This is a genomic window from Parabacteroides caecihominis, assembly GCF_023656785.1.
Lineage (GTDB): Bacteria > Bacteroidota > Bacteroidia > Bacteroidales > Tannerellaceae > Parabacteroides > Parabacteroides segnis.
Genome location: NZ_JAMOKS010000027.1, coordinates 1 through 14,212, shown reverse-complemented (window position 1 = coordinate 14,212; position 14,212 = coordinate 1). Strand labels below are relative to the sequence as shown.

Sequence of the window (14,212 nt, the reverse complement as noted above, 5' to 3'; positions counted from 1 at the left end):
CTTTATCAGCCATAATCAATACAAACAAAATTATTATGTCATACTGCGAATACATAAAGACCACTACTGGTTGGGCTATTGATCTTAACAAGACATATCACGATGAAAAATATGGTTTCCCTATCGAAGATGATAATGAATTATTCGGCAGGCTCCTTCTGGAAATCAATCAGGCAGGTTTAAGCTGGTCGACCATACTCAAAAAAGAAACCGCTTTTCGTACAGCCTATGATAATTTCAATATCGAAACCATCGCAAACTATACGGAAACAGACGAAGCCAGGCTTTTAGCCGATTCCGGTATCATTCGGAACAGACTAAAAGTAAAAGCCGCCATCCACAATGCACAGGCCATTATGGAACTGAAAAGTGAATATGGTTCATTTAAAAACTGGCTGGATCACCATCACCCTAAAACCAAGGATGAATGGACTAAACTATTCAAGAAAACATTCAAATTTACTGGTGGGGAGATCGTCAATGAATTTCTGTTAAGCACAGGCTATCTCGAAGGGGCGCATACTCCCGATTGTCCTATATACGAAAAGATATTGGAGAAAAGACCAGCATGGAGTAGATAATTCATATGATTGATCAAGAACAAGGCTTCGCTGAGATTCATTATTTCAGCAAAGCCTCTATTTTTTATTCATCTCTATAGTAAAAATCTTATCTTTGTCCCCATCTAGTTAATATTAAAACAATTTAAACGTAATTATGAAGCAGTTTTTATATACATTATTGCTACTGTTGTCAATAGCTTTTCCAACGTTCTCACAAGATACATTTGTTAGTTATGACGGACAAACTTTAAAACCAGGAGATACTTTGACGTTGGGAAACCACTATATATCCTCCAGCAAATACACAACGATCAAAGAAGGGTTGATCAACAAGTATGGCAAAATGGAATATAACGCCATGGAAGAAGGTAAATTACCTTTCAGTCAGGTTACGATCAAAAAAATTATTCATCCGACCTCTACTGAGATTTTTTATAATAAGGAAGTAATCTTATTTGTTGAAAGTTCTAAATATCCGAAAAAAAAACTATATATAGAAATAAATAAATCTATCGAACATGGAGAAGTTGTCAGCCGGATAGCTAATAAAAAATTATTTGAAAATAGCACGGAACTGACACAGGAGCAAATGTTCGCCTGCTGTGTCCGGGTAAACAGTCTCCCAGTAAACGACAATGTAGTTTTGAACTACATTTCCGCTATCGACAAAGAACTTGGACGAGCATGTACGAGTGATAAATTCAAGTTTGAGAAAATAAAAGAAGAATACCAAAACAGGTTAGAAAAAAGTATGGCCGACTTCGATTTTTCCAAAACATATTTTATTAAGGTTAATAATTATCATGGGGAGTACAGTTTCGATAAAAAAGGTTATCCTATCAGTTTTACATCTTTAAAAGAGACAAGTGTAACAAAAAATTTCATTCCCTGCAATGGATTTAACTTCATGATAACCAATATTGACAAAGCCAAATTTTTACCTGTACCGATAGAAGCTGCCGAAGCTTACGAGAAACGAAGCAAAGGAACAGGAAACAACGGATATGTCAAACCTTTGATCTACACAGTTATATACCTGACTTTAATTGATCAGAAAATGACTATACCTAAAGATAAATATCAGGTTCTTAATGTAGAAAAACTTTATCGCTCTACCCTGATAGGAGCCAATTTCAAAGGAATGGAGGTTTTCGATTTTCCCAACTACAAGTATAATTTAGTTGGGACTGTACAATAAAAATGCTTATAAGCAACATCAATGTAATCTAAAAACAACTATTTCAATGTAAACAAAATAAAAAAAGACCGTCTCATTCTTATTTTGAGACGATCTCTTTTTAAAGCCAAAATTCAACTTTTTATATTCTCTTTGGTGTTGTTTTTTATCTTTTATTTAATCTCTCCTTGATTTTTCCCCAGGCATGTGTGTCGAACAGACAGCTACTCCGCATCGTATCATACATTTCTTTAAATCGGGACATCGGTATCATAAAACTTAAAATATCCGGTTCAAAATAAGGGCGTACAGAAGGATCGAAAAACCCGATGAAGGTACGTTTTCCTCCTCTCGCATTCTCAATAATGGCTTGTGTGACTACAGAGCAACAACCGGAACCGAATAGAGAGGTAACGGCATCCTCTGAGTTATTATCGAAAAAGGCCCAGGTTGCCAAACCTGAAAGCATATCGGGTGTCGCCAAAAACAGGATACCTTCCAGATTGTCAAAGCTCTCGACTTTATCCATTCGGGCAAAATTCAGATAATTCATCTTTGCTCTCGGAACCTGCAACTCTTCCAAAAATTCAGAAACACCTTCGGGTGTTTGTTTGTATTTTTCTTTTAAAGACACAAATCCGGGAATCCGTTCAGGCATCTCCGTAAAACCTGTATAGAATTTTCCGCCACCACAACCGATAGTTTCCACACTCAAACTAACCGTTTGTCCGGCTCTAACCTCTTTCATACATTTGAATAAACATCCTCCGATTTTATCGACCGGGTTTACCGGTTGCTCCGAATACCAAAAGACAATAGGAAGATCGACTTTATCTCCGAAGGCTTCGCGATAGTTATTGAGAAATACTTGTATGTCCATGATACAGATGATTTATTGGTTTTGTCAAATATACGAAAAGATTCTATATGTTATGACTGCAAATATCAAAACAATCTGGTCGATAGCTATATTCACATTACTGGCATCCATTAAAGAGACAGTTCTTATCATCCGGATGAAAAAGCAGGAATTAAACAGAAGAGTTCAATTTTTCATTAGAATAATAGTATATTTGAACTGTTATTTTCAATATCAATCTAAAGACTACAGCCATGTACGAACTTCAGCAAGTTGGCGAAAAAAGCTACTACATAAATTCTCCGGCGAAAATCGGTATCTATCGGCAAAATGAGACAGATATTTATCTGATCGACAGTGGCAACGACAAAGAAGCCGCCAAGAAAATCATTAAAATTGCTGCACAACAAAACTGGACGATAAAAGGAATTGTCAATACCCATTCCAATGCTGACCATATCGGAGGGAATGCCTATTTGCAACAACAAGTCGGCTGCCCTGTCTTTGCAAATGGAATAGAGGCTGCTTTTACACAGTATCCGATATTGGAGCCATCGTTTTTATATGGAGGATACCCTTGTAAGGATTTACGTAACAAGTTTCTGATGGCTAAAGAAAGTCAGACATTACCTTTTTCGGACAAGGATTTTCCCCAAGAATTGGAAGTCATTCCCCTGCCCGGTCATTTTTTTGATATGGCGGGATTCCGTACTCCGGATGATACTGTTTTCCTGGCAGACTGTATCAGTAGTGAAAATACCCTCAACAAATATCAGGTTTCTTTCATTTATAATGTAGCCCAATATCTGGAAACACTTGATTTCGTTGAAAAAATCGAGGCGGCCTGTATTGTTCCGTCACATGCGGAAATGACGGCAGACATCAAAGGGCTGGTTGCCATCAACCGTAACAAGATCTACGAGATTGCCGATACCCTACTCGAAATCTGCTCCACCCCTCAAAATAGCGAAAACATACTTCAGATGCTTTTCGATAAATACGAATTATCTATGAACTTTGAACAATACGTACTGGTAGGCAGTACTATCCGTTCCTATCTTTCCTGGCTCAAAGATCTCGGTAAATTATCCGTCAGTTTTGAGAATAACATGCTCCAATGGAAAAGTCTTTAATCATTAATTTAAATTCAACATCATGAAAATTATATCAATACGAGAAAATCCGGCCTATAAGGATATCGCTATCAACTATTTTCAAAGCAAATGGCCTTCCGTATACCCCGTGCTCTATGAAGATTCTATTAATCACAGTATAGATTCTCCGAATCCACTCCCTCAATGGTATCTATTGGAAAAGGATAATGAAATAATCGGTTGTGCGGGACTGATCACCAATGATTTTATCAGCCGGATGGATTTGTACCCGTGGGTTTGTGCCGTATATATAGATGAAAACCACCGGGGACATTTTTACAGTACACTTTTATTGGAGAAAGCCAAAGAAGATACGATTAAAGCCGGTTTTAGCAGATTATACCTCAGTACGGAACATATCGGATTCTATGAAAAGCTGGGATTCAAATATATAGGTCAAGGTTACCATCCTTGGGAAGACGAATCACGCATCTATGAAATAGAGGTAAAAACATAATTCTACCGAATAACAATGATTATACTGAAACTTTTTCAGCATAAGTCATGCTTTGATTTTGAATAAATACATATATTTGCTTCTAATAAAAAATTATGTTTATGAGAATCACGTATTTTATCATCACCCTCGCGATTTGCTTCTGCATGTCTCTCCATGCGGAAAACAAAGCAAATGATTACATGAAACAGGCCCAAAGTAGCCTGGAACAAAAGGACTTTACCAAAGCCCGTTATCTTTATCTGCAAGCTTATAAAGCCTTCTCGAACGAAGGGGACTATACACAAGCCATTGATTGCGGAACAAAAGCGACGTATCTTTACTATCGCGAAAACTATTATCAGGAAGCATTCGAGCTTTGCCGGCAAATGACGCAGTTTCTTTTAACCGAAGAACAGAAAGCGCAAAAGACCTTCTACAACCAACGTTTCCAATTGACAAAAGAACGGTTGCAGATGTACATAAAACTCAAAAACGCGGCACAGGCACAGCTTCAACTCAACACATTGGATAATCTGGTAAGCCAGGCTGGTAGCGAAAAACTCGCCGAAGACTTTTTATATACCCAGGCAAGTTATTATTATACATTCGGACAAAACGAACAAGGAGATGCCAGCTTCAGCAAACTCATCAACCAATATAAGGATAAAAAAGAGTACGACAAGGTAAGCGAATGTTACAAGCACCTGATCACAATCGCCCGCTCAGCCAATAATGCCCCGTTAATGGAGCGTACCTACGAAAAATATATCGTCTGGACTGATTCCGTTAAAGCACTTAATGCACAGGATGAACTGGGAGCATTGCAGTTAAAGTATGACGACAGCCTGAAAACCATACAGGAAAAAGATGACAAACTATCAGGCAAACAATACATGATAGTAGGTCTTTGCACACTGGTTGTCATCCTTATCGCCGGATTGCTTTTCGTAGCATTCCTGTTATTACGTTTCATTGTGCTCAACAAAAAACTGAAAAACATCATCCAGACAACCAACGAGCACAGCGAACAGCAGACTAAATTTATCCAAAGCATATCGGAGCAAATGAAACCGACTCTCGATATGCTCAATGTATCGGCAGAAGAATTACGGGCCGAAGCAATCCTGACACGTGTAAATGCCTTAAAGCAATTCAGTGTAAACATCCAGGAATTATCTTCTCTTGAAAGTTCTTTAATGGAACCCTACGAAGTACAATCGTTCAATATGGGTAGTTTCTGCAAAAAAACGATGGATAAGGTAAAAGATAAAATCCATCCGGATGTAGAAGTTATTGTTGATGCTCCCCAGTTGGAAGTAAAAACAAACGCAGAGCAACTAGAACGTATTTTATTACACCTGCTAAATAACGCTGCTTTATATACAACTACTGGTAAAATATGGTTGGAATTCAAGAGAAAGGGAGCGCACCTCTGCCACATCATCGTTACAGATAACGGAACAGGCATTCCCGACGAATTAAAAGAAAACCTCTTCAAACCATTCAGCGAAGTCAAGGACCTGGCAGAAGGTGACGGACTAGGTTTGCCTATCTGTGCCCTGATTGCCAACAAACTGAACGGCAGCCTTTCAATTGATATGGATTATAAAAAGGGATGCCGGTTTATTCTGGTATTACAGATATAAAGGAAACTGCTATTTACGAAAAGCTCATTTAATAAAAGTCTTCCGATATTCCCGGAAGACTTTTTTATTTGCCGCCTCCACAAAAGACACCGCAAGCCGGAACTCTCCCATTGTAAATAATATCAATCATACAAAGATTTCATTTTATTTCTAACAAAGATAAACAAAATACAGGGTTTACATTATCAAAATGATAGTTATTTCAAACTATCAAAAGAAATAACATCTTTCATTTTACAACCAAACAACCGCCCACTGATTTCATATTAACATTAAAACAGCCACTATCATGTCAAATAGAAACCAACCACTCTAATAAACAAAAAAAACGTCAGTATTTAACACGGACACACATATCATTATGCAAGAAACAAACTATATTTGTCGAACAATTTGACAACAAAATAGGTATTAAGCAAACATAAGGTCAACAAACAATGAAAGAACAGATCTATTTGAACAGAAAGCAGGGATTATATGATCCTGCGAATGAACATGACGCGTGTGGAGTCGGAATGTTGGTTAACATTCACGGAGGAAAGTCGCACGACATTGTAGAGTCAGCCCTTAAAGTATTGGAAAATATGCGTCATCGGGGTGCAGAAGGTGCCGACAACAAGACTGGTGACGGTGCTGGTATCTTACTTCAGATCCCTCACGAATTTATTTTGTTGCAAGGGATTCCCGTTCCTGAAAAGGGAAAATACGGAACAGGTCTGGTCTTTCTTCCCAAAGACGAAGCACAACGCTCGGCCATCCTCAGTATCATGATCGAGGAGATTGAAAAAGAAGGTCTTACCCTGATGCATCTGCGGAAAGTTCCTGTGAACAGTAACATACTGGGAAAAGACGCACTGGCAACGGAGCCGGATATCAAACAAATTTTCGTCACCGGCTGCGATAATCAGCAAGAGTTGGAATTGAAGTTGTATGTGATACGTAAACGCATAGAAAACAAGGTTGCAGCTTCTGACCTGGCAGCAAAGAATGACTTCTATGTAACGTCTTTATCTACCAGGAATATTGTATATAAGGGAATGCTGGAATCCATGCAGCTCCGTCACTACTTCCCGGACCTGACAAATAACTACTTTACAAGCGGGCTGGCATTGGTTCACTCCCGTTTCAGTACGAACACATTTCCGACCTGGAGCCTGGCACAACCTTTCCGCCTGCTGGCTCATAACGGAGAGATCAATACGATCCGCGGGAATCGGGGATGGATGGAAGCGCGTGAAAGTGTACTCACCTCTCCTACCATCGGCAGCATTGAGAGTATCCGTCCGATCATTCAGCCAGGGATGAGCGATAGCGCTTCGCTGGATAATGTGCTGGAGTTTCTGGTGGCATCAGGGTTGAGCCTGCCGCATGCCATGGCGATGCTCGTGCCCGAAAGTTCGAATGAAAAGAATCCGATATCGGAAGACCTGAAAGCGTTCTATGAATATCATTCTATATTGATGGAACCCTGGGACGGTCCGGCAGCCCTGCTCTTCAGCGACGGACGGTTTGCCGGCGGAATGCTCGACCGCAACGGTCTGCGTCCGGCTCGTTATCTGATCACTAAAAACGATATGATGCTGGTAGCTTCCGAGGTCGGCGTTATGGATTTTGAAGCAAATGAGATCAAAGAAAAGGGACGCCTGCAACCGGGAAAAATATTAATGGTCGACACCGAAAAAGGGGAAATCTATTATGACGGCGAACTAAAAAAACAACTTGCTGAAGCCAAACCCTATAAGACATGGCTGGCAAATAACCGCGTGGAACTGGACGAACTGAAATCCGGCCGCAAAGTTCCGCATACGGTAGACAACTACGACAAATTACTGCGTACTTTCGGTTACAGCCGTGAGGACATAGAAAAGATCATCGTCCCGATGTGTACCGGAGGTGCCGAACCGGTCGGTTCCATGGGTAACGACACACCGTTGGCTGTCCTCTCCGACCGTCCGCAGTTATTATACAACTATTTCCGCCAGCAGTTCGCACAAGTGACTAATCCGCCGATCGACCCGATCCGCGAAGAACTGGTGATGAGCCTGGAAGAATATATCGGCGCGGTAGGTAACAATATTCTAGTGCCTAGCGAAAGCCATTGCAAGATGGTACGGTTGAATCATCCGATCCTGACCAACACACAACTGGACTTGCTATGCAATATCCGGTACAAAGGTTTCAACGCCGTCAAACTCCCGATGCTGTTTGAAGCAGCCAAAGGACGTGAAGGTCTGAAGTCGGCCCTTGACGAACTGTGCAAAAAAGCGGAACAATCCGTTACCGACGGAGTGAATTACATCATCCTGAGTGATAAAAATGTCGATGAAAAGCTGGCACCGATCCCTTCCCTCCTTGCCGTCAGTGCGGTTCATCACCATCTGATCTCCGTACAGAAACGGGTACAAACAGCCCTGGTTGTTGAAACGGGTGAGATGCGTGAAGTAATGCATGCCGCATTGTTGCTGGGATACGGGGCAAGCGCCATCAATCCTTATATGGTCTTTGCCATCCTGAAAGAACTAGAAGACAAACACGAGATACAATTAAACTATGAAACGGCCCGTAAGAATTATATAAAATCCATCTGTAAAGGACTGTTTAAAGTCATGAGCAAGATGGGGATCAGTACTATCCGCAGTTACCGGGGAGCCAAATTGTTCGAAGCAGTCGGTCTGGATGCGGAACTGGCACGCACTTATTTCGGCGGTACGACCAGCAACGTCGGTGGCATCCGCCTGGACGAGATTGCACGCGATTCGATCGCTACGCACCACCAGGCATTCGACCAACCGGTAGACGGCATGTTGGAACACAAAGGTATTTACAGTTTCCGGAAAGACGGTGAGAAACATGCCTGGAACCCGGAAACCATCTCTACCCTGCAACTGGCAACCCGTTTGGGAAGTTACAAGAAATTCAAGGAATATTCGCAGATGGTGGACGAGAAGGAATCTCCCATCTTCCTCCGTGACTTCCTGACTTTCAGGAAACAAAAATCCATCCCGATCGAACAGGTGGAACCGGCGGAAGAAATCATGAAGCGGTTCGTTACCGGTGCCATGAGCTTCGGTTCGATCAGCAAGGAAGCGCATGAAACGATGGCGATGGCCATGAACAAGATACACGGCCGGAGCAATACCGGAGAAGGTGGCGAAGATCCTGCCCGGTTCACTCCGCGCGAAGACGGTTTATCTCTCCGCTCTTCCATCAAACAGGTGGCATCGGGACGTTTCGGCGTAACAACGGAATATCTGGTAAATGCAGATGAAATACAAATCAAGGTGGCCCAGGGAGCCAAGCCGGGAGAAGGCGGACAGTTGCCGGGGTACAAGGTGAACGACATCATTGCAAAGACGCGTCATTCCATTCCGGGCATCTCGCTGATCTCTCCTCCTCCTCACCATGATATCTATTCGATCGAGGATCTGGCACAACTGATCTTCGACCTCAAGAATGTCAATCCGAAAGCGGAAATCAGTGTCAAGCTGGTTTCGGAAAGCGGCGTCGGAACCATCGCGGCAGGTGTAGCCAAAGCGAAAGCAGACCGCATCGTCATCTCTGGAGCCGAAGGCGGAACAGGTGCTTCACCGGTCAGCTCAATCCGTTATGCCGGACTGCCGCCCGAACTGGGATTGTCGGAAACACAACAGACACTGGTCATGAACAGTCTGCGCGGACAGGTCCGCCTGCAGACAGACGGACAATTGAAAACCGGACGCGACATCGTGCTGATGGCCTTGTTGGGAGCCGAAGAGTTTGGCTTTGCCACCTCCGCACTGATCGTACTGGGGTGTGTGATGATGCGTAAATGCCATATGAATACCTGCCCGGTCGGCGTAGCGACACAGGATGAAGAGTTGCGCAAACGTTTCCACGGGCGCCATGAATATCTGGTGAATTTCTTCACCTTCCTGGCTGAAGAAGTTCGCGAATACCTGGCAGAGATGGGTTACAGCAAGCTGGATGATATTATCGGACGGACGGATCTTATTGTTGATAAACGAATTCATGGCACACAGATGACGCAGATCGAACAGATGACCACAGATCAAAATTTAAACAATCTGCGTAAATCCCCCATATCTGTGTCATCTGCGTGCCATAAATATGATTTACTGGACTTCTCCCATCTGTTACACCTCCCGGAACAGGCGGCTCATACACCTATTCATCATACGACAAACCAGGTGCATCATATAGAGAATGTAAAGGATACGGATATCATTCTTCATGCTAAAGGAGCCATCGAGTTCCAGCAGGAAGTATCGCTGGATTATGCCATCGCCAATACCGACCGGAGCGTCGGCGCCATGCTTTCCGGCGAGATTGCCAAACGTTATGGGAATGCCGGCCTGCCGGATCACACTCTGAACATCAAGTTCAAAGGCTCAGCCGGACAGAGTTTCGGTGCCTTCCTCGCCCACGGCGTTCATTTCCGCCTGGAAGGAGAAGCGAACGACTATCTGGGAAAAGGCCTTAGCGGTGGCCGCATCAGCCTGATGCCTCCGGTACGTTCCACCTTCGTTGCCGAAGATAATACCATCGCCGGTAATACATTATTATATGGGGCAACCAGCGGGGAAGTCTATATCAATGGCCGTGTCGGCGAACGCTTCTGTGTACGGAACAGCGGAGCTATCGCCGTTGTGGAAGGTGTCGGAGACCACTGTTGCGAATATATGACCGGAGGACGTGTCGTCGTGCTCGGCCGGACGGGACGGAACTTTGCCGCCGGCATGAGCGGTGGTGTGGCTTATGTATGGAACAAGGCCAGCGATTTCGATTACTATTGCAATATGGAAATGGTCGAACTTTCCCTGATCGAAGACAGTGCCACCCGCAAAGAACTGCATGAACTGATCCGCAAGCATTATCATTATACAGGCAGCCACCTGGCCGGCAAGATGCTGGATAACTGGGACAAACAGGTAGACGAATTCATCCAGATCGTCCCGATCGAATACAAGAAAGTATTGCAGGAAGAACAAATGAAGAAGTTGCAACAGAAGATCGCAGAGATGCAGCGGGATTATTAAATATCACTTTTCACTCTTAAAATCGAAACAACAATGGCAAATCCAAGAGCATTCCTCACCATACATAGACAAGAGGCAGGTTATCGGCCTGTCGAAGATCGTATCGACGATTTCAGCGAAGTAGAACAAACACTCAACAGCAGCGACCGTCGCCGCCAGGCATCCCGTTGCATGGATTGCGGCGTACCTTTCTGCCACTGGGCATGCCCCATCGGCAACAAACAACCCGAATGGCAGGACTTCCTCTACAAAGGGCAATGGAAAGAGGCTTACCAGGTACTGGAACAGACCTGCGACTTTCCGGAATTCACCGGCCGCGTCTGTCCCGCCCTTTGCGAAAAAAGCTGTGTACTGAAACTAAGTTGCGACGAACCTGTCACCATCCGCGAAAACGAAGCTGCCATCGTCGAAGCCGCCTTCCGCGAAGGTTATATCCAGCCGCAACAACCCCGGCGCAATGGCAAACACGTTGCCGTAGTCGGAAGTGGCCCCGCCGGACTTACCGCCGCCAACCAACTGAACCGTAAAGGTTATGAAGTGACAGTCTTTGAAAAAGATGAATTACCGGGTGGCCTGCTCCGTTTCGGCATTCCCAATTTCAAACTGGGGAAAAACATCATCGACCGCCGTATCCGCCTGATGGAGAAAGAAGGAATCAAATTCCGTGTAAACACGATGGTCGGCAAAGAAGTGACAGCCCGGGATATTGTCAAGGACTTCGATGCCGTCTGCATCGCCATCGGTTCGGAAATACCGCGCGACCTTCCGATCGAAGGCCGTAACCTGAAAGGCGTTCATTTCGCCCTCGAACTGCTGGGACAACAGAACCGCCTCCTCGAAGGCATCGCCATTCCCCCTAAAAACATCATCAATTGCAAAGGCAAGAAAGTCCTGGTAATCGGTGGTGGTGATACGGGCAGCGACTGCGTCGGGACAGCCAACCGCCATGGTGCCGCCAGCGTCACCCAGATCGAGATCATGCCCCAGCCGCCTGTCGGACACAATCCCGCAACTCCCTGGCCCATGTATCCGCAAGTACTGAAAACCAGCAGCAGCCACGAAGAAGGTTGCATCCGTCGCTGGAACCTGGCTTCCTGCCGCTTTATCGGCGATAAAAACATACTGAAAGGGGTGGAAGTGGAAGAAGTGGAATGGATACCGTCGGAAAACGGAAGCCGTCCCGAAATGAAAATGACGGGAAAGAAAGAGATCATCGAAGCCGACCTGGTTTTCCTCGCAATGGGTTTCGTCCATCCCGAACAGGAAGGTCTTGTAAAAGAACTCTCACTGGCAGTGGACGGACGTAAGAATATCGCCGTCGACAGTCAAAATCAAATCGCCGGCAGTAACCTCTTCGCCTGTGGCGATGCCGTCAGCGGAGCCAGCCTGGTCGTACGGGCAATGGCCTCGGGACGCAAGGCTGCAAAAGCAATTGACAAATATCTAACAAAATAAAACAACAGGATTATGTGTGGCATTACAGCAATCTTCAACATTCGTGAAGGAGCCTCCGCCCTCCGACAACAGGCGCTTGAAATGAGTAAACGTATCCGTCACCGCGGCCCGGACTGGAGCGGGATTTATCAGGGTAAAACCGCCATCCTCGCCCACGAACGTCTTTCCATCGTCGACCCGGCTTCCGGTGGCCAACCGCTGAAAAGCAAAGACGGTAAACTGATCCTTACCGTCAACGGTGAAATCTACAACCACCGTGAGATTCGTGAAGAGTTGAAAGGAGAATATGAATTCATGACCGGCTCCGACTGCGAAGTCATCCTCGCCCTCTACCGCAAATACGGTACCGGTTGCGTGGAAAGGTTAAGCGGAATCTTTGCCTTCGCCCTCTACGACGAAGAAAGCGACACCTATCTCATTGCCCGCGATCCGATCGGCGTCATACCTTTATATATGGGTTACGACGACCACGGACATCTTCTCGTCTCCTCCGAACTGAAAGGTCTGGAAGGCTTCGCCACCATCTACGACCAGTTCAAGCCCGGTCACTACTTTTACAGCAAAGATACGGACCTTACGAAATGGTATGTCCGCGACTGGATGGATTACGAAAACGTGAAAGACAACCCCGCCAGCATAGAAGAACTCCATGACGCTCTCGAAGCTGCCGTGCAACGTCAGTTGATGAGCGACGTACCTTATGGCGTGCTCCTTTCCGGTGGCCTGGATTCGTCCATTACTTCCGCCATCGCCAAGAAATATGCCGCCAAGCGTATCGAGACCGGAGGTAAAGCCGATGCCTGGTGGCCGCAACTTCATTCTTTCGCCATCGGCTTGAAAGGTGCCCCCGACCTGATCGCCGCCCGCAAGGTAGCCGATGCGATCGGAACCGTCCACCACGAGATCAACTACACGATCCAGGAAGGTCTGGACGCTCTCCGCGACGTTATCTATTATATCGAAACCTACGATGTAACGACCGTACGTGCTTCTACCCCGATGTATCTCCTTTCCCGCGTCATCAAAAGCATGGGTATCAAAATGGTTTTGAGTGGCGAAGGAGCCGACGAAGTGTTCGGTGGCTATCTGTATTTCCACAAAGCGCCGGATGCCAAGGCATTCCACGAAGAGACATTGCGTAAGATAAGTAAACTCTATCTATATGATTGTTTGCGTGCCAACAAAAGCCTCTGTGCCTGGGGTGTGGAAGGCCGTGTTCCCTTCCTCGACAAAGAATTTCTCGATGTTGCCATGCGCCTGAACCCGGCCGCCAAAATGTGTCCGGGCAAGACGATAGAGAAGAAGATCCTCCGCGAAGCCTTTGCTGATATGCTACCCGAAGAGATCGCCTGGCGTCAGAAAGAACAGTTCTCCGACGGCGTTGGCTACAGTTGGATCGACACATTGAAAAAGATCACTTCCGAACTGATCACCGACGAAGAGATGAAACAAGCCGCCGACCGTTTCCCGATCAACACGCCGCAAAACAAGGAAGAATATTATTACCGTACGATCTTCGAAGAACACTTCCCGAGTGAGAGTGCCGCACGCAGCGTACCATCCGTCCCGAGCGTTGCCTGCTCGACAGCCGAAGCACTGGCTTGGGATGCCGCCTTCAGAAATATGAACGAACCGAGCGGACGTTCCATCAAAGGAGTACACGAAGCTGCTTATTAAACTCCTTACGACCAGAAATAGTCAATATGATTGCCAGAAGTGAATCTTTATTTATAGCACTGGTTGTAACCAATTCCCCTCTTGAGAGACTGTGTAAAAACTAGTCTTTGAAAAAGTTCTTTGAAATTTTGTTAAGTAGTAGAAAGAAATTAACTTCGGCTATTCAAAAGCATGAGTTATGAACTATCGCGAGTTATCACCAAGAA

Annotated in this window: 9 protein-coding genes; 8 read left to right on the top strand and 1 reads right to left on the bottom strand. The window is 45.0% G+C overall.

The annotated features are described in order from the left end of the window. Positions 1-35: 35 nt before the first annotated feature. Together NBH14_RS19970 and NBH14_RS19965 are read left to right on the top strand one after the other, a co-directional pair. Positions 36-581 (top strand): DNA-3-methyladenine glycosylase I, encoded by a 546-nt coding sequence (locus NBH14_RS19970; protein WP_186959136.1) that lies wholly within the window; start codon positions 36-38, stop codon positions 579-581. 136 nt (positions 582-717) lie between these two features. After that, positions 718-1,761, top strand: a complete 1,044-nt coding sequence (locus tag NBH14_RS19965) for a DUF4852 domain-containing protein (RefSeq protein ID WP_186959135.1) — start codon at positions 718-720, stop codon at positions 1,759-1,761. A gap of 145 nt (positions 1,762-1,906) precedes the next feature. Here the strand turns inward: NBH14_RS19965 and NBH14_RS19960 are convergent, their stop codons facing one another. After that, positions 1,907-2,620: a DUF169 domain-containing protein gene (locus NBH14_RS19960; RefSeq protein WP_186959134.1), complete on the bottom strand. Its 714-nt coding sequence runs from the start codon at positions 2,618-2,620 to the stop codon at positions 1,907-1,909. A gap of 233 nt (positions 2,621-2,853) precedes the next feature. Between NBH14_RS19960 and NBH14_RS19955 the strand changes: the two genes are divergently transcribed. From NBH14_RS19955 to asnB, 6 genes are all read left to right on the top strand, one after another. After that, a complete protein-coding gene (locus NBH14_RS19955) occupies positions 2,854-3,732 on the top strand; it encodes an MBL fold metallo-hydrolase (RefSeq protein WP_186959133.1) in 879 nt (292 codons plus the stop codon). Between the two features lie 22 nt (positions 3,733-3,754). Then, complete coding sequence (locus NBH14_RS19950) at positions 3,755-4,210, top strand: GNAT family N-acetyltransferase (RefSeq protein ID WP_007658393.1); 456 nt, start codon at positions 3,755-3,757, stop codon at positions 4,208-4,210. 101 nt (positions 4,211-4,311) lie between these two features. Next, positions 4,312-5,838 carry a sensor histidine kinase gene (locus NBH14_RS19945; RefSeq protein WP_186959132.1) on the top strand — a complete coding sequence of 509 codons (1,527 nt, stop codon included), beginning with the start codon at positions 4,312-4,314 and terminating at the stop codon, positions 5,836-5,838. Positions 5,839-6,275: 437 nt separating this feature from the next. Next, positions 6,276-10,874 carry a glutamate synthase large subunit gene (gltB, locus tag NBH14_RS19940; protein ID WP_186959131.1) on the top strand — a complete coding sequence of 1,533 codons (4,599 nt, stop codon included), beginning with the start codon at positions 6,276-6,278 and terminating at the stop codon, positions 10,872-10,874. Positions 10,875-10,907: 33 nt separating this feature from the next. After that, positions 10,908-12,329, top strand: coding sequence for a glutamate synthase subunit beta (locus NBH14_RS19935; RefSeq protein ID WP_186959130.1), 1,422 nt, complete (start codon positions 10,908-10,910; stop codon positions 12,327-12,329). 12 nt (positions 12,330-12,341) lie between these two features. Beyond that, on the top strand, positions 12,342-14,006 hold the full coding sequence (gene asnB / locus NBH14_RS19930) for an asparagine synthase B (protein ID WP_186959129.1): 1,665 nt from the start codon (positions 12,342-12,344) through the stop codon (positions 14,004-14,006). Positions 14,007-14,212: the final 206 nt, after the last annotated feature.